Below are 26,281 nucleotides of genomic sequence, written 5' to 3'. Positions count from 1 at the left end.
ATTTATTAATAACGATTTTTTGACTTACTATTCAAGGTAAAAGTATTGTTGTTTTGTGAGTATAAGTTAACCAAAGCATATTTATTGTCATATCGTGACCAGAGTATTGGGGAATAAATAAATTTTCCATTCATTTGCTCATTCACTTTTTAGACAGACTTGATTGATTTAAAATTTAAACAGTATCTAGCTGATTTTTTTTTGTGCTGTTCGGCTTGTTTTATGTCGCTGAAGCGCGTCGATGTGTTTTCAATGGTTTTTAATTGGTTGCTCTATTTGTAAGAATCAGCAAGATAAAATTTTTAATGTTTAAAACAATAAAGAAGAAGATGGTATGGATTTTTGTTGCTCTTAGTCGGAATGGCTATTTTTACAAAAAAGTGATTAATTTTTGTGCAAATGTTGATGTTAATGCAATATTTGTGATGTACCATTTTTTTACGAAATGTCGTTATCACAGATCTTACGTTGACTGTAATATCAGGAAGGCTGATACTCTTGGGGTTAAATTTAAGCAAGTCGGTTCGTAAGAGCTGGGTCACAAGCTCGGTTCTCAAAACACAATCTAAAGCAAGGGGCTATATATGGCTGGTGGAAAGTCAACAATCATTTACACACTGACTGACGAGGCGCCATTGTTGGCGACTTATTCGCTACTGCCGATCATTGAGACCTTTACTAAGCCAGCTGGCGTAGAGATTGTCAAAACTGATATTTCTGTAGCTGCTCGTGTTCTTGCAGAATTCGCGGAATACTTAAGCGATGAACAGAAAGTATCTGACAACCTTGCACAGCTAGGGCGTCTTACTCAAGATCCAGACACTAACATTATCAAACTCCCAAATATCAGTGCATCTGTTGCTCAGTTGAGCGCATGTATTAAGGAACTTCAGTCAAAGGGTTATGCAATCCCTGACTATCCTGAAAATCCAACAACTGAAGAAGAAAAAGCAATTAAGGTACGTTATAGCAAATGCCTTGGTTCAGCGGTGAATCCAGTGTTACGTGAAGGTAACTCTGACCGTCGCGCACCTGCTGCAGTGAAAAACTATGCCAAGAAACATCCACATTCAATGAACGAATGGAAACAGTGGTCACAAACACATGTTTCTCATATGGATGAGGGTGATTTCTACCACGGTGAAAAGTCAATGACACTTGACCGTGCGCGTAACGTCAAAATGGAACTTATCACCAAAAATGGTGAGAGCATTGTGCTGAAGCCAAAAGTTGCATTACTTGATGGCGAAATCATCGACTCAATGTTTATGAGCAAAAAAGCGCTTTGCGATTTCTATGAAAAAGAACTTGATGATTGCCGTGAAGCGGGCATTTTATTTTCGTTGCATGTAAAAGCAACGATGATGAAAGTTTCACACCCGATTGTATTCGGTCACTGTGTAAAAATTTACTATAAAGAAGCATTTGAAAAGCATGCCAAGTTATTTGACGAGTTAGGTATTAACGTCAATAACGGTATGGCTGGTCTTTATGAGAAGATTGCAACTTTACCAACATCATTGCGTGAAGAGATCATCGAAGATCTTCATGCTTGTCAAGAACACCGTCCTGCACTTGCAATGGTCGATTCAGCGAAAGGTATTACCAACTTCCATTCACCAAATGATGTGATTGTAGATGCATCTATGCCAGCGATGATTCGTGGCGGTGGTAAGATGTGGGGAGCTGATGGTAAGCAGTATGATTGTAAAGCTGTTATGCCAGAGTCAACATTCGCACGTATTTACCAAGAAATGATCAATTTCTGTAAGTGGAATGGCAATTTTGACCCACGTACTATGGGTACTGTGCCAAACGTTGGTTTGATGGCGCAAAAAGCTGAAGAATACGGCTCACATGACAAAACTTTTGAGATCACTGAAGCAGGTGTTGCAAACATCACAGATCTTGAGACTGGTGAAGTGTTGATGTCACAAAACGTTGAGGAAGGCGATATCTGGCGTATGTGTCAGGTGAAAGACGCACCGATTCGTGACTGGGTAAAACTTGCAGTAACGCGTGCGCGTAACTCAGGTATGCCTGCAATCTTCTGGCTTGACCCATACCGCCCGCATGAAAATGAATTGATCAAGAAAGTACAAAAATACTTGAAAGATCATGATACAGCGGGTCTTGATATCCAAATCATGTCACAAGTACGTGCAATGCGTTATACGCTTGAACGTGTTGCTCGTGGTTTAGATACAATTTCAGTGACAGGTAACATTTTACGTGATTACTTAACTGACTTGTTCCCAATCATGGAACTGGGTACTTCTGCGAAAATGTTATCTATCGTTCCGTTAATGGCGGGCGGTGGGATGTACGAAACAGGTGCGGGTGGTTCAGCGCCTAAACACGTACAACAGCTTGTAGAAGAAAACCACTTGCGTTGGGATTCTCTTGGTGAATTCTTGGCATTAGCAGTTTCTTTAGAAGAGTTAGGTATTAAAGAAGACAATGCGCGTGCTAAGTTGTTGGCGAAGACATTGGATCAAGCGACAGGTCAATTGTTAGATAATGATAAGTCTCCATCTCGCCGTACGGGTGAGCTAGACAACCGTGGTAGCCATTTCTACCTTGCGAAATTCTGGGCTGAAGCACTTGCTGCTCAAAATGACGATGCTGAATTAAAAGCCAAGTTTGAACCACTTGCAAAAGCTTTAGCTGAGAACGAAGACAAAATTCTTGCTGAACTTGCTGCTGTTCAAGGTAAGCCAGCGGATATCGGTGGGTACTATGCAGTTGATACGGCTAAAGTTGAAGCTGTAATGCGTCCAAGTGCTACGCTTAACGCTACACTTGCTAATGTTTAAGTTTTAAATGCTATAAACCAGCGATCTTGTTGGTGAGAAAAGCCGATGCATAAGCATCGGCTTTTTTATTGAGGGAATAAATCTTTGTTTAAGTAATTTATGTGCAAGTTTTGTATGAATCAATTTAAATGATGAGGGGGAGATTGGTTTTAATTGGTCTTGAGTTTTTTTAAATTATAAAAATAAAAATGCCCAATGAATTTCATTAGGCATTTTTATAATATGCGACAATCGATTAATGGCTTCGAATAACTAAATCCTATCGACCATTACGTCCACGACCACGTGGGGTTTTGGTATTTGGACGAGTGGTACCATTGGTCTTACGACGTGGTTTTTCACCATCTTCCATTTGCCAGATACGTTTAGTACCTGACTTTTTTGTTGAACCATCTTTATTCTTGCGAACAATTGGTTTTCCACCTGTACCACCAGGTTTCTTCACATAAGATCGTGAACGATAAGGTTCGTCCGCAGGAATATTTTGGAAGTCAGGATAAAGCAATGGTTCAATTTCTTTGGTTTCACCAGGCTGTAAACCCATTTGTACCAAGTCAATTGCACCAATTTTGGTACGGATTAAACGTAAAGTAGGGAAACCGACAGCTGAAGTCATACGACGTACTTGGCGGTTACGGCCTTCGCAAATCGAAATTTCAATCCAAGATGTTGGAATGTTCGCACGAAAGCGTACAGGTGGATCACGATCCCACAACCATCCAGGCTGTTCTATTTTATTCGCTTGAGCAGGTAAAGTCATACCATCTTTTAGCTCAACACCTTTGCGCAACTGTTCAAGGGCTTCTTCAGTCACATCACCATCAACTTGCACCACATAAGTTTTAAATTTCTTATTGGCAGGATTGGTAATGTACTGATTTAAACCACCATGATCAGTTAAAAAAACTAAACCTTCAGAGTCCATATCGAGACGACCCGCCAAACGCAAAGTCGAGTCATCTACGAAGTCTGACATCGTCATATGTGCTTCGTCTTTACGAAACTGGGAGAGGACGTCATAAGGTTTATTAAGAATGACAATTTTCACTTTAGACCACTAATAAATATCAATAAAATTTTTGAGTTTGATAAAGTTACCCGTTTGAAGAGAGTTGGGTAAAAATAAAGACTACGATATGTGCGCTACTATATCAGATTACGCTTTGTATTCTTCAACTTTATTTATTTACCAAGCTTGAGTTGTAAATACATTTTTCTTAGATGGGCGATCTTAAGGTACGAGGTTTTTAGAGTTGGGTGGGAGGTTTTATCTTTTTGCAATTTACCATTGCATAAAATTAAGCTAAACAACTGGAAAAAACAGCGTCTATTGAAGTAAAACCATATAATAAAAAAGCTGTACCACCTTTGGATAGTACAGCTTTTTTGAATAGTGTAGATCTCAAATTTTAATCAGTGATCACAAGCTATTTATGACTTAACCATGTTATTTAGTGGTCATGTTTTAGATATTCTGGCTCTTTCGGTAATTTAAAACTACACAAGAAACAGATCACTAACATGAAAATCACATAGAAGAAGAAGGTGCTTTCAATACCGGCTGCTTTGAACTGTAGTGCTACAGATGGTGCAGAACCGCCAAAGATTGCATTCCCCACAGCATAAGAGAAACCAACACCCAATGCACGAACATGAGGCGGGAACATTTCTGCCTTAACCAATCCACTGATAGAGGTATAGAAGCTGAGTAACATCATCAGGAAAATAAGTAGCAGTGCAACCATCAATGGTGAGTAACTGAAATGTGGCATCCAGATCACCATAACTGGATAGATGAAAATTGCCATAGTTCCACTGAACGCAAGCATTGCAGCACGACGACCAATGCGGTCAGAAATAGCACCAAACACCGGTTGTGCAAGCATAAAGATAAATAGTGAAGCTGTCATAATGAATCCGACAGTCTTACTATCCACACCCATATTGGTGAGGTAGGTCTTTGAATATACTGTAATCACATAGAAGGTGAGGGAACCCGCAGAGGTATAACCTACGACCAATAAGAAGGTTTTCCAGTGATTTTTAAACAGTTCACTTAAGCTTCCTGATTCTTCTTTATCACTGTCTTCGCTAGATAATGTTTCTTCCAAACGACTACGTGCAAGTAGGGAGATAATTGCAGCAATACCACCAATGACAAAAGGAATACGCCAGCCGCCATCAAGCAATTGCTGCTCTGATAGGAATGCCAGCATAATAACACCGAGCAAACTTGCTAATAACTGACCACCTGACAAGGTGACATATTGGAAAGAAGCAAAAAAGCCTCGTTGACCCTTTAAGCCAAGTTCACTCATATAGGTTGCGACAGCACCATATTCACCACCTACAGATAAACCCTGTAGCAGGCGAACAAGTAAAAGTAGGAAAGGTGCTGCCATCCCAACTTGTTCATAGGTTGGGAGTGCGGCAAATAAGAAAGAGCTTACTGCCATAAGACAGATTGAAATGACCATTGATTTTTTGCGGCCATGTTTATCAGCAATTCGTCCGAAAACCCAGCTACCAATTGGTCGCATAAAAAAGCTGGCTGCAAAGACACCCCATACATAAATGGCTTGAGTACCGGAGTCCATATCTGGTGCAGTTAATGCTTTAGTGAAATATGCCGCAAATACAGCATAAATATAAAAATCAAACCATTCTACTAAGTTTCCTGAAGCTGCGCCGACGATACCGCGTATACGGCCTCGTTTCTCTTCTTTACTGTAAGTTTGATCCATTATTTACATCCATGAGTTAGGTTGAATCGTAATTAATTCAAAATTCATTGCGATTTAAAAAAACAGGAATAATGTTAAAGATTTTAAGACTAAATAATAATTGCAAAGATGGTTAATTTGATTGGAGGCTATAGGATAGACAGAAGGAATCAAAAAATGAATTTCGATTTATTCTTTCATTAAAATTCATGTGAAAACATATAGTAAAAGTGAAATATTTTTGTAATTAATCTTAAGTCGATGATGTTGTTTTTAATAATTTGATTTTTAAATTAAAAGCAATGGCAAAAAATACCAGTAATCAAAATAAATTTACGGGTTTTTGTTTGTGTTCTATTGTGGTGCGTATTTTAATACAATGAAATATATGAATATATTGTGGTTTTAAGGTGGCCAGTTTGGTCATTAATCTATTGTCAAAATGTTATAAATTTTTAAATTAAATAACGAATATCAAATCAAAAAATTGAAAATAAAGCTTATAGTGAAAAGGTATATTAGCTCTCACTTTTAAAGATCCGATTGGGTGGTTTTGTAGTTATTTTGGCGGCTGATATGTTGGATAGAGTGGTTATCATTTAAAAAAATAAGAATTAACTACTTGTGTTTACAGTGTGAAACATGGAGAAGATCCGACTCTTGGAAAATTTCTTTGTGTGGAAAAACATAGCTAATACTTTTATTTTTCAATATTCGAGGTGATTGAGAATATTGAGTTATATAAAAAATGATGAATTAAATGACATTAAATAATGGAACAATGTGCTTTATTCAGTAGAGAAATGTTGTTATTCCTCGTATAAATCTCAAAAAATGTACAAATTAGACTAGACTGATATGCGTTAAGAATGGTTAGAAATATTGTCGATTTGGCAATTATTTTGGATTTGCCAACTATAATAAAAGGGAGAACCTCAACAATGGGTTATCAGAAGATCGTAGTGCCTGCTGATGGTAGCAAAATTACTGTAAATGCGGACTTGTCACTGAATGTTCCAAATCATCCAATCATTCCTTTTATAGAAGGGGATGGTATTGGTGTTGATATTACACCAGCCATGAAAGCTGTTGTGGATGCAGCAATTCAAAAAGCATATGGTGGCAAACGTTCGATCGAATGGATGGAAGTTTACTGTGGTGAAAAGGCAGATAAAATCTACGGAACATATATGCCTGAAGAAACTTTTGAGGCGCTGCGGGAATTTGTTGTTTCGATTAAGGGGCCATTAACCACACCTGTGGGTGGCGGTATTCGTTCATTGAATGTGGCTTTACGCCAAGAGCTCGACCTCTATGTTTGTGTACGCCCTGTACGTTGGTTTGAAGGAGTGCCGTCACCTGTTCAACACCCTGAACTGACCGATATGGTGATTTTTCGGGAAAATTCCGAAGATATTTATGCGGGTATCGAATGGAAAGCAGATTCTCCTGAAGCGAAAAAAGTCATTAAATTTTTAAAAGAAGAAATGGGTGTAACTAAGATTCGTTTTGAAGATAATTGTGGGATTGGTATTAAACCGGTATCAAAAGAAGGTACTCAGCGTTTGGTGCGTAAGGCGATTCAGTTTGCGATTGATAATGATAAGCCAAGTGTAACTTTAGTGCATAAAGGCAACATTATGAAATATACCGAAGGTGCGTTCAAAGAATGGGGTTACGAACTGGCAATTGATCGTTTCGGTGGAGAGCTGATTGATGGTGGCCCGTGGGTAAAAATTAAAAATCCAAGAACGGGTAAAGAGATCATTATTAAAGATGTGATTGCAGATGCATTCCTACAGCAAATATTAATGCGTCCTTCTGAATACTCTGTGATTGCGACACTTAATTTAAATGGTGACTATATTTCTGATGCATTGGCAGCTGAAGTGGGTGGTATTGGTATTGCACCGGGTGCAAATATTGGTGGCGCAATTTCTGTATATGAAGCAACTCACGGTACAGCACCAAAATATGCAGGCCAAGATAAAGTCAATCCAGGCTCTATTATTCTTTCTGCGGAAATGATGCTTCGTGATATGGGGTGGATTGAAGCTGCTGATTTGATTATTCAGGGCGTATCGGGAGCGATTGCTGCGAAAACTGTCACCTATGACTTTGAGCGATTGATGCCAGGTGCAACTTTGCTTCGCTGTTCTGAATTCGGTCAAGCGATTATTGAAAATATGGATAGTTAATTAAAAGATAAACGCACTAAAGTCAGTATAATCAAAGGTCTGTCAAGTGCAGACCTTTTTGTTGTATTCAAACTACTTAATTATTCATACCAGTGACTTTTATTAAGTCATTGAGTATAAATTAAGCTTATGTTTTTTAATAATTTTTATAAAATTTTAGTTATCAATTCATTTTTTAGATTTTTGAATCCTAGATGGTGATCCTACTGTGTGGCGACATGGATGTCGCCGTTGGGAGGGGGTACAGGTCGTACCCCTCGCCCATGAGCAAAAACAAAGCACTGCTTTGTTTGCAGCGCAAGGTTTGGCATCGCCTACGCAAAGGTATTTAAACTTTGAATGTAAGGTGTGGCAGTACAAGCTTTTTATAATTAAATAATTTGTTTGTCCATGCGATTGATTTAATTGAAAATATTGATTAAGGGGAATTATGTTCTTGTGTCTAAGCTTTTTTGACAGGTCGATTATATATTTCTTAAACTTTAGGCTGTGAGTAATTGCACCAATAACTGATTACTGTAGACTGTTTTTAGCGGTTGTTTGAAAAAATATTAATTATATTTATAGGGGTGGTTAATTGAATATAGAAAGAGACCCACAAACTTTAGTTGCTCCACTTGATCAATTAAATTTTTTACACGAAGCCAAGCAATATATTGATAAAAATCTCACCAGTACTCAAGCCTATTATCTAATGACTAGCAAGCCGCCAGTTTGGTTGAAGGCTGCGTTTAAGCTGAGGGATTTTTTAAGCCAGCGTTTAGGTGGTGTGCAACCTATTCAAGGCTTTGGTGAATCAACTAAACCACTTCAAGTAGGTAGGAAAGCAGATTTTTTTGATGTGATTAAAGTCTCCGATCGTGAGCTTTTTTTACAGTCAACCGATAAACATTTGAGTGTATTGCTGGTTTTACAAATCGAGGAATATGATGAACTTAGAAATGAACTGAAGGTGTGTACCAGTGTAGTCACCTATAATCTTTTCGGGAAAATTTATATGCTGCCTGTGTCTTTAGTTCATGGTTTTATTGTTCAGCAATCACTTAAAAACCTTCAAATTAAATCTTGAAACTGAAGGATTTGAACTATGACAAAATGCTGTAAAACTTGGCAAAAAAAGTCATATTTATACCTTAATTGTAAATGAAAAATCCTGTGAATAAGAAAACTCCTGTGTAAATAGCAATTTAAATCAATTATTGATATTTTGTTGAAACTTAAATGGAGTGTTGGTTGTGAAAAAAGTATTGTTGGTTATCTTAGCTTTAGGGATTTCGCATCATGTATTTGCTAAAGACGTACACAAATGTGTGGTAAAAGGTTCGGTAACTTACCAATCTAGACCTTGTGCAGGAACTGCCACTGTAAATCCACAGCAACAACTTCAACAAAAATTAACCCAACGAACTGCAAACCAAACTTCGATACAGCAACAAAAAACTCAGTCTGAAATGCATCAATATTCTCAACAGCAACATCTGCAACGTCATTCAGGAAATGGAACTTCTAATGAGATTTCAGATACAGTTGAAGGTAAAAAGAAAAGTTTGGCTATAGCGCAAGAAGCTTATAAACAAACAAAGAATCGTTAATTATTTTTTAAATTGGCTTAGACCATTTTGTTTTATGGGCATCTGGTTTTTATTAAAGTTACATTTATTAAAGAAGTTTGCGGGATAAGCTCCATATAACAATAGTTTGATTGATGAAGAGTATTGCTGAAAGTGATTTATAAAGCTTCTAGGTCACAGGGTGGTGTGATTTTTACTTAAGTTTTTCGCTTTAAATATATAGGAGATTGTCGTCCTATGGCTGTAGGTGAGTAATGTATTGGATGGGATTATTCTGTTATATTAATTAGCCTAATTAAATTTATTGAAAGCCTTGAATTTATGTCACAGACAAGTTCGAAAAAATTTTATATCTTTGCGACATTAGCGTTGTTATTTCCAGTATTTTTAGTGGGAATGGCTTTTCTTGCGGCTAAAAGTGATGCTGAAACCAAACGACAATATGATCAAATTCGCCAAGAACATGCTGAAAAGATTGAGTTGCAAAAACAACAGCAAAAATTAGGGCAACAAAACTTATCGCAGCCTGAAACTAAGAATGCAGTGTCTTGATAAGCGATCTTTAATGAAAAATCACAAAGACTAAAGCTAAAAAAACCGCCTGATTTGGCGGTTTTTTTTCATCAAAAATTATTTATTTTTGTCTTTCAATTGAGGGATCGCAGATCCTGTACCAACAGCCAATAAACCAGTATTGGTATAAATACCAAGTTTTGCACGGGTATCAGTGATATCAAGATTACGCATAGTCAATTGGCCGATACGGTCAGCAGGACTAAACATTGAATCACCTTTTTCCATGGTTAAACGCTCAGCTTCATAAGTGAGGTTCTCTGATTCAGTGTTCATAATCGTGTAGTCATTACCACGACGAAGTTCTAAAGTCACGGTGCCTGAGATTGCTTTAGCAACCCAGCGTTGTGCTGTTTCACGTAGCATCAATGCTTGTGAATCGAACCAACGCCCTTGGTACAATAAACGACCTAGACGTAAACCATTGATGCGATATTGTTCAATAGTGTCTTCATTATGAATACCGGTTACAAGACGTTCATAAGCAATATGAAGAAGCGCCATTCCCGGAGCTTCATAGATACCGCGAGATTTTGCTTCAATAATACGGTTTTCGATTTGGTCAGACATCCCAAGACCATGACGACCACCAATACGGTTGGCTTCAAGAATGAATTCAACAGGGTCTTCAATACGCTTGCCATTTAATGCAACTGGGAAACCTTCTTCAAACGTTACAGAAACTTCTTCAGCTTCAACTTTTACATCTTCTTTCCAGAATGCAACGCCCATGATTGGTTCAACGATTTTGATGCCTGCATTGAGATATTCAAGATCTTTTGCTTCGTGAGTTGCACCCAACATATTTGAATCTGTTGAATAAGCTTTCTCTTTCGACATTTTGTAATCAAAACCATTGTCGATCAAGAACTGTGACATTTCAGCGCGACCGCCTAATTCATCAATAAATTGCTGATCTAACCAAGGTTTGTAAATTTTAAGTGCTGGGTTGGTTAATAAACCATAACGATAGAAACGTTCAATATCGTTCCCTTTATAAGTTGAACCATCGCCCCAAATATTAACATCATCTTCTTTCATAGCTGTAACAAGCATTGTACCTGTTACTGCACGACCTAATGGTGTTGTGTTGAAATAAGGAACACCCCCAGTGCTGATATGGAATGCACCACATTGAATTGCAGCAATACCTTCCAATGCAAGTTGTAAGCGGCAGTCAACCAATCGGGCTTTTACAGCACCATAGTTTTCAGCTTTACGCGGAATTGCATCGTAGTCATCTTCATCAGGTTGACCTAAGTTTGCTGTATAAGCATAAGGTTCTGCGCCTTTTTGTTTCATCCACAATAAAGCTGCTGAAGTATCTAGACCACCAGAAAAGGCGATACCCACTTTTTTGCCTACTGGTACATTCTGCAAGATCGTTGCATTATCAGTCATTGCTCGTCCTAACTATTTCGAAAGAGGCACCACATATATGGGTGGCCAAAGAGAATTTTATAAACGCAGTATTATAACACCCTTCAATACAAATTTTGGGCTGTTGTCAGTGGAAATCATTTTTTTTTAATTTGAAAAATAGATTAATATAGCAAAAACGATGGTTTTACATTGAGTAAAAAACTGAAATGGAATCAAATAACAAAGATAAAAAAGTGTGACGAATACAGAAAAATCAAACTTCATCAACATTGCATAAAATTGTAGCATTTGCCTTGATTTTTGATTTAATAAACATGCTGTATTATGTGTTTACAAATCAAGGCAGCTATTTTGTTGGTGCTATATTAGAGAAATTAGTGTTAATTCTTATTCACTTCTCATGCGCAAATGGAGTGAAATCTGGAAGCTTGTGCAATCGTTTAGGCTCAATTTTCTTCCCTCTTTTTATGCTCAAAATATTTCCTGTTGGTACTTTGTTGCCACGGTTATGCTGTTTTTCTCAGTGTTTAAATCGGAAAACGCGCACCAAATAAAATAACCCAATATAAATTATGAAAGCTAATGTTTAAAAGCAAAATATTGGTGTGGTTAAAGCTGATCATTCAATCCGATAAACTGCTTTTCAATCGGCGTAAATACATGCTCACTTCGTGCAATCAGATAGAATCCAATATCTCGATATTGTTCAGGTGTTTCTCGATAATATTGAATATTAAATTTTTTAATCAGTGATTTTGCAATCATTGATATTCCCATACCCAATTGAGTGAAATTGACTAAGGCCTCATGATCATAAATATGGGTTAACTCGCCTTTGGTTAAATTATAGTCTGTGTAAATGTGATCTAAAGTGGTTGCGTAACAGCATTCTTCAGAAGCAAGTAAAATATTTTGATGATTGAGACAATCTTCAAGGTTGTCATGGTTGATGACATTTTTCCCAATAATCACAAGCTGGTCATCTGCTTTTTGAATATACTGAATATTTTTCTGCTTGGGATGACCTAAAACATAGGCGATATCTAGATTTCCAAGTAATATTTCATCTTCAATATAACCTGTCGCACCTGTTTTCATGGTGATCGAAAGTTCAGGGTAAGTTTCATATAGCTGGCTAAAAGAAGGGTAGAAACGCATTCCGCCTAAACTGGTGTTGGTACCAAAGCGTAAATTTTTTTCCTGCTGATAGATTTTATTTTCAGTTTCCTCCCATGTGAAAATCATTTTTTTATATTGCTGGTATAAATTCATGCCAGATTCAGTGAGCTCAACACCTTTAGGTTTTCGGATGAATAGTTGACGTTTATAGTGATTTTCAATCTTTTTTATTTTTGCAGTCATATTTGATTGTAAATAATTGAGTTTATTTGCTGCTGCTGTAATGCTTTTTAGTTCAGCAACAGTCACAAATGATTTGATATCACCCATATCGATATTCATTTCAATTCCTCAAAAATGCATTGAATAAGCGCTGACACTAAAGTATCCACTTTGGCATCAAAAAAAATGATGTGTACATTAAAACACAGCATTATTCATGATGTCATTTATTTTCTATACTCTAAGCACTTTCAATCTGTTGAGTACAGCAAATGAATCTTCGAGTGATTGGTGCAATTGTATTATTGTGTCTCGTCTGGGGATCTTTGTGGGGATTGGTCAAACATAGTTTGCAAATATTTCCGCCATTCTTATTTATTTCTACGCGTTTAATCTTAGCTGCGCTTACCCTTATGTTGGTTCAAGTACTGTTAAGAAAATCTGTTTTACCCGCAAAAGGTGAATGGCAAAAACTGATAATCTCAAGTTTGATGATTTGTATTGGTTTTTATGCAACACAAACCTTTGCCATGCAATTTGTTGATTCAGGATTGTCTGCAGTTTTAGTGTTTACTATGCCTATTTTTATTGGTGTATTGGCGCATTATATTTTAAATGAGCGTTTAAATAGCCAAAAAATGATTGGGTTGGTTCTTGGCACATTGGGCTTGGTTGCGATTCTTTGGCCACAATTAAATCATATTCATTTGAATTTATCGTTAATTGGTCAAGCTTTCTTAATCTTGTCTGGCTTCTTTTGGGCTTTAACCACAGTGTATATCAAACAGAATTTTGCAACTTATGACAAAATCAAATTGACCTTTTGGCAGTTGTTGATGGGTGGAGTGGTGATTTTGATCGGTGCTTTAATTTTTGAACCTGTAGATGTTAAAGTTTGGATGAATCCACTGAATGATTCAATCCTGTTCTATATTGCTGTAATTGGTACTGGTTTTGCCTTTGCCTTGTGGAATTGGATTGTGAGTCAGGTAGATACCTTTGTTGCGTCTATTTCAATCATGTGTATTCCTATTCTAAGTTTATTTTTTGGTTATGTGCTTTGGCATGAGCCGATTACAATCAACATTATTATCGGCGCGGCATTGATCTGTTCAGGAATTATTTCAAGTTCTTTAAACCTTAAAATCAAGAAAAAACCTGAAACCTTATTGAGTTGTGAGCATCGTTAAATCAATAAATGCGTATTGATGAATTAATTTATAGTTGATTAAATTTATATAATTTTTTAATTAAAGTGAAAAGCAAAATCAGTGAAAATTTATTGGTTTTGCTTTTTTTCTTTCTGCTTTTTCTTTCTATTTTTACTTGATATTTGTTTGTTTAAGGCGATGCCTTAACGCTTATTTTAACTGATTGTTAAATTGGTCTGACTAATTTTGGTTTTGAGGTATTTCCAAACCCGATAATAAACTTAAATCAGTGTTACTAAAAAGTGCATTAAGAATAGCATGCGACTAAAGTTGTAGAAAATTAGTTTAATTTAAAAAAATATAATATAAAACAAATGAGTTATTCGATTTGAAACCCTGAAATCTGAAGGATTGATTTGTGAATTGACTGAAATACTTGCAATATTGGTCATACCAAAATAATTAATTGAGTGTCAACTATTGATCTTTAAATCAGCAAAAATTAATATTAAGTGGCAGTTAGTGCAAAATTTTTTAATTTAAAACTAAATTGGTCATACCAATTATTGAGAAATAAATGGATGATTCAATGACATTCCACGTTCTAGCAAGCATTTCAAGGAGATGACAATGCTTCAACATTGGCAACAGATTTATGATCCGATGGGCAATATCTGGGTATCTAGTGCTATTGCGCTTATACCAATTATATTTTTCTTTTTAGCCCTTGCTGTATTCCGCATGAAAGGAAGTGTTGCGGGGACAATTACGGTTGTATTGGCTTTACTGGTTTCATTATTTGCTTATCAAATGCCAACGATGATGGCATTGGCATCATTGGTTTATGGTTTCCTTTATGGTTTATGGCCAATTGCATGGATCATTATCGGTGCAGTATTTCTATATAAAATTTCAGTAAAAACAGGGCAATTTGATATTATTCGTTCTTCGATCTTGTCGATTACTGAAGATCAACGTTTGCAAATGCTATTTGTGGGATTTGCTTTTGGTACGTTCTTGGAAGGTGCTGCTGGTTTTGGTGCACCTGTCGCAATTACCGCTGCATTGTTGGTGGGACTTGGTTTTAAACCACTTTACGCAGCAGGTCTATGTTTAATTGTAAATACAGCACCTGTGGCATTTGGCGCAATGGGTATTCCAATTATTGTTGCTGGTCAGGTTTCTGGTGTGGAAACGATGGAAATCAGTCAGATGGTTGGTCGTCAATTACCATTTATGGTGCCAATTGTGCTGTTCTGGATCATGGCGATTATGGACGGTTGGCGTGGTGTGAAAGAAACTTGGCCTGCTGTCATTGTTGGTGGTGGCTCCTTCGCACTTGCACAATATTTGACTTCAAACTTTGTGGGGCCAGAATTACCAGATATTACTGCCTCAATTGCTTCTTTGGTTTCATTAACAATTTTATTGAAATATTGGCAGCCAAAGCATATTTTCCGTTTTGCAAATGAAGATGCCAGCATGGATGAGAATCTTGCTGCACAAAAACAACAGAAATATAGCCTTGCTCAAATAGCTAAAGCGTGGTCTCCATTTGCAATTTTAACTGTGATGGTCACGATATGGAGTGTAAAACCGTTTAAGGATTTATTTACCAAAGATGGTGCGCTACATGATTTAGTGATTTCAATCCAAGTGCCTTATTTGCATCAAATGATTCAAAAGATGCCACCTGTTGTTTCTGAAATGAAAGATTATGATGCAATTTATAAGTTTGATTGGTTCTCAGCCACAGGTACCGCAATTTTTATTGCAGCGATCATTACCATTATTTTCTTAAAAATGAAGCCAAAAGAAGCTGTTGTAACTTTTGGTGAAACGATTAATGAGTTAAAAATTCCAATTTATTCAATTGGTATGGTCTTGGCTTTCGCCTTTATTGCAAATTATTCAGGTATGTCTGCCACGCTTGCTTTGGCACTTGCACATACGGGTCAGGCATTTACATTCTTCTCTCCATTCTTAGGATGGTTGGGGGTATTCCTCACAGGTTCTGATACCTCTGCAAATGCTTTATTTGGCGCATTACAAGCCACGACTGCACAGCAAATTGGAGTTCCAGAAGTATTATTGGTGGCTGCAAATACCAGTGGTGGTGTGACAGGAAAAATGATTTCGCCTCAATCGATTGCAATAGCATGTGCGGCAGTGGGGCTTGTAGGTAAAGAATCTGATTTGTTCCGTTTTACGGTTAAACACAGTATAACGTTTACTATAATGATCGGTATTATCGTTACACTACAAGCTTATGTGTTCCCTTGGATGATTCCATGAGAATGAAGCATCGTTGAACCAACACAAAACTGAGGAAAGCAGATGAAAGTCTCTGACAAAGTGGTACAAAGCCTTCGTATGTTAATTGAAGAAAAAAACATGCAAGTCGGAGAACGTCTACCTGCTGAACGAAAATTGTGTGAACAACTCGGTGTATCCCGTTCCTCTTTAAGAGAAGCGATTTCACAACTGACCAGTACGGGTATGCTGGTCAGTAAAGTTGGAGCAGGGACGTATTTACAACAATTCCCTGTGAACTGGTCAAAATTTCAGATTGTTGAACCTTTAAGTAATTTGATTGATGAAGACCCTGCATATCGTTTTGATGTGCAAGAGGCTCGAACAATACTTGAGGGTGGTTCAGCTTGGTATGCTGCGCAACGTGCAACGCCTAAAGATCTAGCTCAGATTCGCGAATATTATGATCAGATTTCATATTTTCAGTCGATTGGCGATGATGAGCAGGCTTCTCTAGCAGATGCTAAATTCCATTTAGCGATTGCTGAAGCATCACACAATTTAGTATTGATTCAGATGATGCGGGGCGTTTTTGATCTGTTGCAATTTAACGTGCTACTGGGTAGACGTAAAGTGTATTCAGAAACACATCGTTTTGATCAATTGCATGATCAACATTTTAAAGTGATGGATGCAATTGAACGTCATGATCCAGATGCAGCAAGAGATGCAGTATGTGGACATATAGAATTTGTAGTACAGCAAGTACGTATGATTGATGAGGAAGAAGCCCGTCGTCAGCGTGCGAGTCGATTAAACAGGATATGAGCATGATTATTTCTTCTGCAAATGACTATCGTGAAGCCGCGCGACGTCGTTTACCACCATTTCTTTTTCATTACATTGATGGTGGTGCATATGCGGAATATACACTGAAACGAAATGTAGAAGATTTATCAAAAATTGCGTTAAGGCAACGTGTTTTAAATGACATGTCTCAGCTAAGTCTAGAAACAAAATTGTTTGATGAAACTTTATCAATGCCTGTTGCTTTATCTCCTGTTGGATTAACAGGTATGTATGCACGTCGTGGTGAGGTTCAAGCTGCTATAGCGGCAGATAAAAAGGGCATTCCTTTTACATTATCTACAGTGTCAGTATGTCCGATTGAAGAAGTTGCACCAGCAATTAACCGCCCAATGTGGTTTCAGTTATATGTGCTGCGTGATCGTGGCTTTATGAAAAATGCTTTAGAGCGAGCGAAAGCTGCAGGTTGCTCAACCTTGGTGTTTACTGTTGATATGCCTGTACCAGGGGCGCGTTACCGTGATGCACATTCTGGCATGAGTGGTTCAAATGCAGCGATGCGTCGTTATATGCAGTCATGTTTTCATCCACATTGGGCTTGGAATGTCGGTTTACTGGGTCGTCCACATGATTTAGGAAATATTTCAAAATACTTAGGAAAGCCGACTGGACTTGAAGATTATATTGGTTGGTTGGGCAATAACTTTGACCCGTCTATTTCATGGAAAGACCTTGAGTGGATTCGTGAATTTTGGGATGGCCCAATGGTAATTAAAGGAATTCTTGACCCTGAAGATGCCAAAGATGCAGTTCGTTTCGGTGCCGATGGTATTGTTGTATCAAATCATGGTGGTCGTCAGTTAGATGGCGTCTTGTCATCTGCGCGCGCACTTCCGCCAATTGCAGATGCCGTCAAAGGCGATATTAAAATCCTTGCTGACTCTGGTATTCGTAATGGTTTGGACGTTGTACGTATGCTCGCATTGGGTGCAGATACCTGCATGCTGGGACGTGCCTTTGTTTATGCATTAGGGGCAGCGGGTGGTGCAGGCGTTTCAAATCTGCTTGAGTTAATTGATAAAGAAATGCGTGTCGCAATGACTTTGACGGGCGCCAAAACAATTGCAGACATAAGCGCCGATTGTTTAGTGAAGTTAGACAAAGGATTGGATGAATGATGTATTTTTGATAATTCATCAAGATAAATGACATTTTTAAATTTGATAGGTGCAAATGTCATCTGAAAAGCTTTCAGGTAGAACGACCTTATAACATGTTGTTTTTGCAAAGCATCAAATGAAAAGATGTGATTTAACAAGTTTTGTGGATAAGCGAGGTTTAAGCTACTTTTCATCAAAACAGTAGCTTGAACTGATCATTAATCCCTCAATACAAATAATATTGAAAAAAATGCTGTCGGAATGAATGCCTTATTGACTGAGATTAAATAAGGGTTCATCAATAGGATAGGGAAAATGCAATCTAATATTGATTCACAACAAACCATTCAGCAATTAATCAACATCGTCGGTCAGCAACACGTTTTAACTCATGATAATGATACCCGCCTTTATCGTCAGGGTCGTCGTTATGGCTCAGGGCAAGTCTTGGCTGTTGTGGTTCCTGGAACTTTGTTTGAACAATGGCAAGTGTTACAAGCTGCTGTAAATGCAGACTGTATTGTGATTATGCAAGCTGCAAATACTGGCCTCACGGGTGGTTCAACACCTTTTGGTGATGATTACGACCGACCAGTTATTTTAATGAGTACACGTCGTTTGACTGGTATTCAAGTGATTAATCAAGGTCAGCAAGTGATTTGCCTACCTGGTGCAACCTTAGATCGTCTTGAAAAAGAGTTGGCACACTATAATCGTGAGCCGCATTCAGTAATTGGTTCATCTTGTATTGGTGCATCGGTTTTAGGTGGAATATGTAATAACTCTGGTGGGGCATTGGTTCGTCGAGGGCCTGCTTATACGGAGTTAGCGCTTTATGCACGGATAAATGAGTCTGGTGAATTAGAGTTGGTCAATCATTTGGGTGTGAATCTGGGTAAAACACCTGAAGAAATTTTGACAAAACTTGAAAATAAAAAATATCAACTCAATGATATTATTAATAATTCTAGTTGTTGTGCTTCTGACCATCGTTATGCGCATGATGTTAAACAGGTCGATGAAAATACGCCTGCACGCTTTAATGCTGATCCATCACGTTTATTTGAAGCTTCAGGTTCTGCGGGTAAAGTCTGTGTCTTTGCAGTGCGTTTAGACACCTTTGAAAAAATTCCAAGTCAGGTATTTTATGTGGGAACCAACTCACATGCCGATTTGACTGAAATCCGCCGTTTCTTATTGAAAGATTTGCCGAGATTGCCGATTGCTGGTGAATATATTCATCGTGTTGCATATGATATTGGTGCTGAATTTGGCAAAGATACCTTTATGTTTATCGAAAAATTTGGTACGGCAAAAGTACCTGCTGCATTTGCGTTAAAAGATAAGGTAGACGGATATCTTGAAAAAATTGGTCTTCGCAGTTTGTCTGATAAAGTTTTGCAGATGGTGACGAAGTTGTTGCCAAATCATTTGCCAAAACGAATGAATACATTTCGTGATTTATATGAACATCATTTGATGATTCGTATCGAAAATCAGGATGTTGAACAAGTTGAACTCTTTTTAAATGAGTATTTCCAACATAAAACATCAGGCCATTTTTTCCGTTGTACAGATGAAGAAGGCCGAAAGGCATTTTTACACCGTTTCGCAGTGGCAGGTGCTGCCATTCGTTATCGTGATACACATCGTTCGGAAGTTGAGGACATTGTTGCGCTGGATATTGCTTTACGTCGTAACGATCGTGAATGGGTCGAAACTTTACCTAAAGAGATGGATGATTTGATTACCCATAAATTGTATTACGGGCATTTCCTCTGTCATGTGTTTCATCAAGATTATATTGTCAAAAAAGGTGTCGATCCTTTGGCGATGGAACATCAAATGTGGCATTTGCTAGATAGTCGTGGTGCAGAATATCCAGCGGAGCACAATGTCGGGCATTTATATATTGCAAAGCCTACTTTAAAAAATCATTATCAAAAACTTGATCCAACCAATAGTTTTAATGTTGGGATTGGGCAGACCAGTAAATTAAAGTACTGGAAATGATGATGTTGAGCCGTTTTAATTTAACTTGCTCATGCTGATTGATCAAATCAGCAGTCTTTAAAAAAAGTAATAAATGAAGAACTGATTTATTTGATTAACATAGCCATGCTAAAAAACATGGCTATTTTTTATTTCGGTTCGCCAAATTTGGAAGAAATAAACCCAAGAACAAAAGCACTAATCAAGAAGGTAATACCAGCATAGAGTGCGGATTGTGTCGTAAACCATACTGCAATGGTTAAGATTGCAACGATAGCTGTGCAAATCCAAATCGCCAAACCAGAAGTTTCTAAAGAGTGTTGTTGAGATTGAGCATGGTTGCTTTGTTCAACTGTCGATTGGTTTTCTGTGGTGGTTAAATTGAGAATAGGGGGATGCAGATTGACACCATAAAAGAAATAAGGATGATCATCAAAACGCGCAAGTTCAATACGTTGCATTTCGATAAAAGAGTGCTGCTGTGAATCATCTTGTGCTTTGTTTTCGATGTGTTGTAGCAATTGGGTTAAGAAATAAGCATCATTTAAATCCAAAGGTAAACCACTGGTCCGCAATAAAATGTACTCAGGATAATGTTGTTCGATTAAAGATTTAAAATCATCAAAATGGTAGATATTTTCTGTACCAAAAATTTCTATAAATAAGGGTTTTCGAGCTGCTAAATTGAGAAGTGCTTGTTGTTGGTCAATGACTAAATAAGCATACTGACTCTCCCCAAAATCTTCTTGGCGTTCTTCAAGATCAACTTGATTGCGATCATCGTTGATATCAAGTTCATCTATATATCTAGTCCAGAAAATATTCTCTTGCTTAAACAGCATAAACCATAAAATTGGAATAAATGCATTTGCTTCAAGTTCAAAAGATGCGCTTTGAAAAAACTCAGCCCATTGATTTTGACTACCTCTTGGCATACGGCTAAAGGTAGAACTGGTTAAAAATACTGGGTGGCTCATAACGTTGATGCCTTTTCTTATTTACTTTTATTCAGCAGTTATATTGCAAAATAACGAAAATTGACACAGAAGATTGTTATAAAACTGTATAACACTTTTCTTTTATGAATCATATCAAGATGTGTTACTTCTCTCTATGCGTAAGACAGTTAGAATTGACACTATATACGATGAAAATATCAAAAATTGCCATCAAAAAAAAATTAAAACTCGATAAAGTAGTATGCAACAAGTTGCAAAGCCAAACTTAAAGGATTCATCATGTCAAATAGCTATGCAAATATCTTAAAACCACTCCATCTGGGATTTACGACCATTAAAAATCGTGTCGTGATGGGCTCAATGCACACGGGTTTAGAAGATCGTTTTTATAACTATCCAAAACTTGCTGCATATTTTGGAGAACGTGCCAAAGGTGGTGTTGGGCTAATTATTACAGGGGGGATTTCCCCAAACCGCCAAGGTTGGTTACTCCCCGCTGGTGGTACGATGAATACTTTAGGTGATATTGCACCACATCGTTTAGTCACACATGCGGTACATAAGCATGGTGCAAAAATTCTGATGCAAATTCTGCATGCAGGGCGTTATGGTTATCAGCCATTTGTTGTGTCTTCAAGCCCAATTAAATCGCCGATTTCGATGTTTAAACCACGTCAGATGAGTGACAAACTGATACTTGAAACCATTCAAGATTATGCTGAAACAGCTAGTCTGGCAAAAAAGGCCGGTTATGATGGCGTAGAGATTATGGGTTCAGAAGGCTATTTGCTGAATCAATTTTTAAGTCGTCATGTTAACCAACGTGAAGACCGTTGGGGTGGGCCAATTGAAAATCGTATGCGCTTAGCGGTAGAAATTGTAAAAGCGATTCGTGCTAAAGTTGGTGAAAAGTTTATTATTTGTTTCCGTTTGTCGATGCTCGATTTAGTTCATGATGGTAATACCATGGACGAGGTGATCACTGTTGCACAGGCATTGGAAAAAGCAGGTATTACTTTGCTCAATACAGGGATTGGTTGGCATGAGGCACGTGTACCCACCATTGTCACTTCTGTTCCACGCGCTGCATTTGTAGATTACACAGCAGAAGTGAAAAAGCATGTGGCTGTGCCTGTCATTGCTTCTAATCGAATTAATATGCCTGATACTGCTGAAGAAATTTTGGCAACAGGTAAAGCTGATATGGTGCAAATGGCGCGCCCATTATTGGCAGATGCTTTTTGGGTAAGTAAAACCGCAACCAATCGTGTTGATGAAATCAATACTTGTATTGCGTGTAATCAAGCCTGTTTAGATCATAGTTTTCAAAATAAGCGTGCAAGTTGCTTGGTGAACCCACGAGCAGCACATGAAACTGAACTGGTTTATCTCAAAACAAAAAAGCCGAAGAAAATTGCAGTTGTAGGTGGTGGTGTTGCAGGAATGTCTGCAGCCACTATAGCTGCAAGTCGTGGACATCAAGTAACTTTGTTTGAAGCCTCTACTGAGGTCGGTGGACAGTTTAACCTCGCTAAAGTTGTGCCCGGTAAAGAAGAGTTCCATGAAACCATACGTTATTTTAAAGTTCAGATCGAAAAAACTGGTGTAGATTTACGTTTAAATACCAAAGTGAATCGTGAGCAATTAGAGCGTGAAGGTTTTGACGATGTGGTGATCGCAACAGGTGTGATTCCACGTGGTTTAAATATTGAGGGCAGTAACGCACCGCAAGTGTTGTCTTATGCTCAAGTATTACGTGGCGCACCTGTCGGCAATAGAGTTGCTGTTGTCGGTGCAGGTGGTATTGGATTTGATGTATCTGAATATTTGTTAAAACCTGAGCATCAGCCGCAACCACAACCTTTGGCAGATTGGCAACGTGAGTGGGGCGTAGACCCAAATCCGAACTATATGACTGAAGGTGGCTTTGTTCCTGCTGAAGTAGAGCAACCGGTTCGTCAAATATATTTGATGCAACGTAAAACCACACCTCTTGGTATTGGTTTAGGTAAAACCTCTGGTTGGGTACACCGTGCACAATTGAAAAAACATGCAGTAAGAATGATGCGTGGTGTGCAATATAAGTCTGTAACCAATGAAGGATTATGGATTGAAAGCAATGGTCATGATCAATTGTTACGAGTCGATACGATTGTGGTGTGTGCAGGTCAGGAATCCGTTAAGGATTTAATGCCTCTAGAGGGGGAGTCAACTTTAGCAAATTACCATATTATCGGTGGTGCAAAATTGGCTGGTGAGCTTGATGCCAAGCGTGCGATTCGTGAAGGTGCTGAAATAGCAGCTAAACTTTAATCAAAATCATCTATTTTGATGAAACAATATGCATTTGAATGGTTTAAGTCTATTTTTTTCTTGTCAGAATTGGAAAAGCTTAGTATTCTTGCGCACATGGAAGCGTGGCAGAGCGGTTTAATGCACCGGTCTTGAAAACCGACGAGGGTGTGAGTCCTCCGTGAGTTCGAATCTCACCGCTTCCGCCAAATATTGATTTAAGCCCTTGTTATTGCAAGGGCTTTTTTTTATGTGTATTTTTTTCTCACACTGTAACCCACATAAAATTTTGGATTGGAAAAATCAAAATAAGAATTATTCAGACAGCTTTGGAAAATAGGTAAATTGAGTTTAATCTGAACTCTTGCAGAATAGATTCGTATATAAATATACTGTATGCCTAATTTTTGATCTTATTCTTATTGCTCGTAGTTGTGATGATCCTTTTTATCGATTTTATCTTGATCTTCAATTGATTTGTTTATGGGCGTCCTGTCAGATTTGCAAGGAGTGGGTATTATAGAAATATTCTTAGCTGTTCGTTTTACTACTTGGGCTGTAGATGTTTTCTTTGTATTTTTATTTAGCCGTAGTTTTGTTTCATTTTGGGTTGGAATATGTGTGTCAATCAGAGCACCAGCATTTTGCTCAGTACTTTCATTTTTGGGTCTAGTATCCCAACTTTTCGATTCGGATAAGATCATTTCATTTTGAAGAGACTTTGTGGGAAGGGGGGAGGGACCAGCCTCACTTGCCAATTTCGTTTCTTTATTGATGCTTTGGCAAGACTCTAAAGAAGCTTGATTTTCTATCTTAGATTGCATTTGATTTTGATAATTTTCGTTTGTATCAACTACATTATTTTCTAGCTCAATTTGAGTATTACCTTCAAATTTTGGTGGGTTTTGGACTGTTTTTTGGGCATAGTGCTGCCTATAAATTATAAGCTCAGCAAGATATTCTTTTTCGCGCTCAAGCGCAAAGTTTAACTGTGTTTGTAGCGAGATATTTTGCGAAATGAGAAGGTTTAAAATCTGTTTAAAATTTACTTCATTGTCTTTATTTGATTTTTTATCGACTAACTCAACAATAGCTGGCATAGCTTTATTTAGATCTATTTTTCCATTGATTATATTAATTTTTTTATGTCTTTTTAAATAGTAAATTTGTGTTCTTGAAAGACCAGTTCGTTTGCTTAGCTGAAGTACTGTTAATTTTTCCATGTTTAATTTTGTTTAAAATAAGTTTCTGTGTTGAGTGATTATACTGATAAAGTGATTCAACTTTTAGCTTAAAGACGAATAAAATGTGCTCTGTGAGGTAATTTTTAATTTTATACTTAGTGAAAAAACATGCTATTTTTAATTTGTTCAACTATATCCCGCGTAGTTACTAGATTTCTTGTCGAGAATTGAATATGAAATTATCTGAGATAGAATATACACAACGGATTAAAGAGCTTAAATGTTTATTGGATTTTTATAAAATTCAGATTGAGCCTTTTAAAGGAAAGGCAGGGCCTCAGCATGATGAGTATCTTATGTCTGTTGCTTATCTTGATATTATTTTTCAGCTAGAAAAATTGCTTCTATACTTGGATTACAATGGGCAGTTAAAGGTTATCCTGTTTACAATGCCATTTTCATTAGATAGTTTTTTCACCCAACGATTCAGTAAATTGGTATTGCTGCCATGTTCTAATGCAACACTGGCAATAGAACATGGGGGTGATGGCATTTTTGAACAAGCTCTAGTTTGAATTTGTTGATATAAGTACGACGTTTTCTTCTTACGCCTTCAGTATAAATGATGGTTAAATTTTGGCTTATCAATTAAGCACTCATTAAAAAATAAGTGGGTACGAAAATAAGCGTCTGTAATTAATTTTAGTAGTGGAGCAGCGGACGTTTACCGCAGTAACAGCGAATTAAACAATGACTTAAAAATTGCCTATTCTAAGCGGATCAATCATTTGGATGGAAATTTTTTTGATGAAAAATCAAAGAATATTTATAACTCTATTCAAATATTTGTTTAAAATCACTTTAATTTTTAAGCTGAACTTGATAAAAAGATTTATTCATCAACATAATGAAATTCAGTGGTTATGGCTAAAAAGTATAATTTATATCCAATCAAGACCATCAAGGGTTGGCAAGGTGAAGATTGGGATGTTTATGAAGAACGAAAAACGCCAACTGGAGTTATGATTTATAAGGGGTGGCTATATGGTTCAACTGGTGGATTTTTAGCATATATTCTTACGGATGAAATTGTCCAATTTCTCAAACAACACAGAATTGATGAGGTTGTGAAGCAATTGGGTATTTCACGAGATAAGGTCATTTGTTTTAGACGCGAGCTAAATTTACAAAAAAAATACTTTAAACTAGATCATCAATGGATGCACCAGCATAAAGAAGAATTACTAAGCAATACCTTTCAGATTCTCAACGAGAAATACGGTTTAACGAAGCCACAAGTCAATCTCTATACAAAATACCTAAAGCAGACTTTGGCAGTAGCTCCTATAGACTCAAAAAGACAAAGTTTAACCAGTCTAAAAAAAGAACTACGCTATCAGTCACATAAACATGAAATTTCACAAATGACTGTTCCAGAAATTAGTGATTATCTTCAAATTTCATATGCGACTGCCTATTGGATGCATCAACAGGTTTGCGAAGAATTTCATTTATCGAATACAGCAGACAATCGTAAAATTCATCAAGCACAGTATCAGAAATGGTTACTGGATCATAAACAAGAGTTTTTTAGAACAGATATTAAACTTGAAGACATTGCACGAAATTTTAATTTAACCAAACTTCAACTGATTTATGCCCGTAAAAGACTTCAAGCTCTATTTCCAGAATTAGGGAAAAAGAAGGATGTGATGACATGGGTATTACAACATCGAGATGAATTATTTAGGTCAACACGGCACGAACTCGCCAAAAAATATGACATGACTAGAGATCAGATCAGTTATAGACGTTACTTGCTTAAACAACTGAAACAAAATGAGACATAAATTGTCGTACTCCACATGATCATAGACA

At 37.3% G+C, this 26,281-nt stretch carries 19 protein-coding genes and 1 tRNA gene; 14 read left to right on the top strand and 6 right to left on the bottom strand.

Annotated features, from left to right (window positions below):
• Positions 1 to 584: 584 nt before the first annotated feature.
• Positions 585 to 2,816, top strand: coding sequence for an NADP-dependent isocitrate dehydrogenase (locus WFN33_RS04015; RefSeq protein WP_336951684.1), 2,232 nt, complete (start codon positions 585 to 587; stop codon positions 2,814 to 2,816).
• Between the two features lie 259 nt (positions 2,817 to 3,075).
• Here WFN33_RS04015 and WFN33_RS04010 read toward each other — a convergent pair whose 3' ends face one another.
• Positions 3,076 to 3,864, bottom strand: a complete 789-nt coding sequence (locus WFN33_RS04010; protein WP_336951683.1) for a pseudouridine synthase — start codon at positions 3,862 to 3,864, stop codon at positions 3,076 to 3,078.
• 403 nt (positions 3,865 to 4,267) lie between these two features.
• On the bottom strand, positions 4,268 to 5,560 hold the full coding sequence (locus tag WFN33_RS04005; RefSeq protein ID WP_336951681.1) for an MFS transporter: 1,293 nt from the start codon (positions 5,558 to 5,560) through the stop codon (positions 4,268 to 4,270).
• Positions 5,561 to 6,480: 920 nt separating this feature from the next.
• On the opposite strand from WFN33_RS04005, the gene icd reads away from it, so the two are divergent.
• From icd to WFN33_RS03985, 4 genes are all read left to right on the top strand, one after another.
• Positions 6,481 to 7,737, top strand: a complete 1,257-nt coding sequence (gene icd, locus WFN33_RS04000; RefSeq protein ID WP_333667652.1) for an NADP-dependent isocitrate dehydrogenase — start codon at positions 6,481 to 6,483, stop codon at positions 7,735 to 7,737.
• A gap of 577 nt (positions 7,738 to 8,314) precedes the next feature.
• On the top strand, positions 8,315 to 8,806 hold the full coding sequence (locus WFN33_RS03995) for a DUF2867 domain-containing protein (protein WP_336951680.1): 492 nt from the start codon (positions 8,315 to 8,317) through the stop codon (positions 8,804 to 8,806).
• Positions 8,807 to 8,972: 166 nt separating this feature from the next.
• Positions 8,973 to 9,329 carry a DUF4124 domain-containing protein gene (locus WFN33_RS03990; RefSeq protein ID WP_166782095.1) on the top strand — a complete coding sequence of 119 codons (357 nt, stop codon included), beginning with the start codon at positions 8,973 to 8,975 and terminating at the stop codon, positions 9,327 to 9,329.
• Between the two features lie 300 nt (positions 9,330 to 9,629).
• Positions 9,630 to 9,860, top strand: coding sequence for a hypothetical protein (locus tag WFN33_RS03985; RefSeq protein WP_336951679.1), 231 nt, complete (start codon positions 9,630 to 9,632; stop codon positions 9,858 to 9,860).
• A 78-nt stretch (positions 9,861 to 9,938) separates the two neighbouring features.
• Here WFN33_RS03985 and argG read toward each other — a convergent pair whose 3' ends face one another.
• The gene (argG, locus tag WFN33_RS03980) at positions 9,939 to 11,282 is read right to left on the bottom strand and encodes an argininosuccinate synthase (protein WP_004724905.1); all 1,344 of its coding nucleotides are present in this window, start codon (positions 11,280 to 11,282) and stop codon (positions 9,939 to 9,941) included.
• 591 nt (positions 11,283 to 11,873) lie between these two features.
• Entirely contained in the window at positions 11,874 to 12,725 is an 852-nt protein-coding gene (locus tag WFN33_RS03975; protein ID WP_336951678.1) for a LysR family transcriptional regulator, read from the bottom strand.
• Between the two features lie 152 nt (positions 12,726 to 12,877).
• Here WFN33_RS03975 and WFN33_RS03970 point away from each other — a divergent pair, with 152 nt between their 5' ends.
• The 5 genes from WFN33_RS03970 to dld all read left to right on the top strand — a co-directional run bounded on the left by WFN33_RS03970 (position 12,878) and on the right by dld (position 19,989).
• Positions 12,878 to 13,795, top strand: coding sequence for a DMT family transporter (locus tag WFN33_RS03970; protein WP_336951677.1), 918 nt, complete (start codon positions 12,878 to 12,880; stop codon positions 13,793 to 13,795).
• 585 nt (positions 13,796 to 14,380) lie between these two features.
• Entirely contained in the window at positions 14,381 to 16,051 is a 1,671-nt protein-coding gene (gene lldP / locus WFN33_RS03965; protein ID WP_336951676.1) for an L-lactate permease, read from the top strand.
• Positions 16,052 to 16,093: 42 nt separating this feature from the next.
• Complete coding sequence (gene lldR, locus WFN33_RS03960; protein ID WP_336951674.1) at positions 16,094 to 16,837, top strand: transcriptional regulator LldR; 744 nt, start codon at positions 16,094 to 16,096, stop codon at positions 16,835 to 16,837.
• Positions 16,838 to 16,839: 2 nt separating this feature from the next.
• The gene (lldD, locus tag WFN33_RS03955) at positions 16,840 to 17,994 is read left to right on the top strand and encodes an FMN-dependent L-lactate dehydrogenase LldD (protein ID WP_336951672.1); all 1,155 of its coding nucleotides are present in this window, start codon (positions 16,840 to 16,842) and stop codon (positions 17,992 to 17,994) included.
• Between the two features lie 297 nt (positions 17,995 to 18,291).
• Positions 18,292 to 19,989, top strand: coding sequence for a D-lactate dehydrogenase (gene dld / locus WFN33_RS03950; protein WP_336951670.1), 1,698 nt, complete (start codon positions 18,292 to 18,294; stop codon positions 19,987 to 19,989).
• 128 nt (positions 19,990 to 20,117) lie between these two features.
• On the opposite strand, the gene WFN33_RS03945 is transcribed toward dld, so the two are convergent.
• Positions 20,118 to 20,945, bottom strand: coding sequence for a hypothetical protein (locus tag WFN33_RS03945; RefSeq protein ID WP_336951669.1), 828 nt, complete (start codon positions 20,943 to 20,945; stop codon positions 20,118 to 20,120).
• Between the two features lie 261 nt (positions 20,946 to 21,206).
• Here WFN33_RS03945 and WFN33_RS03940 point away from each other — a divergent pair, with 261 nt between their 5' ends.
• Both WFN33_RS03940 and WFN33_RS03935 read left to right on the top strand, forming a co-directional pair.
• A complete protein-coding gene (locus WFN33_RS03940; RefSeq protein ID WP_336951667.1) occupies positions 21,207 to 23,240 on the top strand; it encodes an NADPH-dependent 2,4-dienoyl-CoA reductase in 2,034 nt (677 codons plus the stop codon).
• Between the two features lie 98 nt (positions 23,241 to 23,338).
• A tRNA-Ser gene (locus tag WFN33_RS03935) sits at positions 23,339 to 23,428 on the top strand.
• A gap of 210 nt (positions 23,429 to 23,638) precedes the next feature.
• Here WFN33_RS03935 and WFN33_RS03930 read toward each other — a convergent pair.
• Positions 23,639 to 24,442: a hypothetical protein gene (locus tag WFN33_RS03930; protein ID WP_336951665.1), complete on the bottom strand. Its 804-nt coding sequence runs from the start codon at positions 24,440 to 24,442 to the stop codon at positions 23,639 to 23,641.
• A 194-nt stretch (positions 24,443 to 24,636) separates the two neighbouring features.
• Between WFN33_RS03930 and WFN33_RS03925 the strand changes: the two genes are divergently transcribed.
• Positions 24,637 to 24,978 carry a hypothetical protein gene (locus WFN33_RS03925; RefSeq protein ID WP_336951663.1) on the top strand — a complete coding sequence of 114 codons (342 nt, stop codon included), beginning with the start codon at positions 24,637 to 24,639 and terminating at the stop codon, positions 24,976 to 24,978.
• Positions 24,979 to 25,326: 348 nt separating this feature from the next.
• Positions 25,327 to 26,253: a hypothetical protein gene (locus tag WFN33_RS03920; RefSeq protein ID WP_336951662.1), complete on the top strand. Its 927-nt coding sequence runs from the start codon at positions 25,327 to 25,329 to the stop codon at positions 26,251 to 26,253.
• The last annotated feature ends 28 nt before the right edge of the window (positions 26,254 to 26,281 follow it).

It is taken from the genome of Acinetobacter sp. AS167, assembly GCF_037152175.1.
GTDB lineage: Bacteria > Pseudomonadota > Gammaproteobacteria > Pseudomonadales > Moraxellaceae > Acinetobacter.
Note: the sequence above shows the minus strand (reverse complement) of the source record. Positions and strands in the feature narration are given on the sequence as shown.

Excerpts from the sequence above, each read along its gene's own strand:
- WFN33_RS04015 (WP_336951684.1), top strand. The coding sequence starts at position 585 with ATGGCTGGTGGAAAGTCAACAATCATTTACACACTGACTGACGAGGCG.
- WFN33_RS04005 (WP_336951681.1), bottom strand. The coding sequence starts at position 5,560 with ATGGATCAAACTTACAGTAAAGAAGAGAAACGAGGCCGTATACGCGGT.
- icd (WP_333667652.1), top strand. The coding sequence starts at position 6,481 with ATGGGTTATCAGAAGATCGTAGTGCCTGCTGATGGTAGCAAAATTACT.
- WFN33_RS03985 (WP_336951679.1), top strand. The coding sequence starts at position 9,630 with ATGTCACAGACAAGTTCGAAAAAATTTTATATCTTTGCGACATTAGCG.
- argG (WP_004724905.1), bottom strand. The coding sequence starts at position 11,282 with ATGACTGATAATGCAACGATCTTGCAGAATGTACCAGTAGGCAAAAAA.
- WFN33_RS03975 (WP_336951678.1), bottom strand. The coding sequence starts at position 12,725 with ATGAATATCGATATGGGTGATATCAAATCATTTGTGACTGTTGCTGAA.
- WFN33_RS03970 (WP_336951677.1), top strand. The coding sequence starts at position 12,878 with ATGAATCTTCGAGTGATTGGTGCAATTGTATTATTGTGTCTCGTCTGG.
- lldP (WP_336951676.1), top strand. The coding sequence starts at position 14,381 with ATGACAATGCTTCAACATTGGCAACAGATTTATGATCCGATGGGCAAT.
- lldR (WP_336951674.1), top strand. The coding sequence starts at position 16,094 with ATGAAAGTCTCTGACAAAGTGGTACAAAGCCTTCGTATGTTAATTGAA.
- lldD (WP_336951672.1), top strand. The coding sequence starts at position 16,840 with ATGATTATTTCTTCTGCAAATGACTATCGTGAAGCCGCGCGACGTCGT.
- dld (WP_336951670.1), top strand. The coding sequence starts at position 18,292 with ATGCAATCTAATATTGATTCACAACAAACCATTCAGCAATTAATCAAC.
- WFN33_RS03945 (WP_336951669.1), bottom strand. The coding sequence starts at position 20,945 with ATGAGCCACCCAGTATTTTTAACCAGTTCTACCTTTAGCCGTATGCCA.
- WFN33_RS03940 (WP_336951667.1), top strand. The coding sequence starts at position 21,207 with ATGTCAAATAGCTATGCAAATATCTTAAAACCACTCCATCTGGGATTT.
- WFN33_RS03930 (WP_336951665.1), bottom strand. The coding sequence starts at position 24,442 with ATGGAAAAATTAACAGTACTTCAGCTAAGCAAACGAACTGGTCTTTCA.
- WFN33_RS03925 (WP_336951663.1), top strand. The coding sequence starts at position 24,637 with ATGAAATTATCTGAGATAGAATATACACAACGGATTAAAGAGCTTAAA.
- WFN33_RS03920 (WP_336951662.1), top strand. The coding sequence starts at position 25,327 with ATGGCTAAAAAGTATAATTTATATCCAATCAAGACCATCAAGGGTTGG.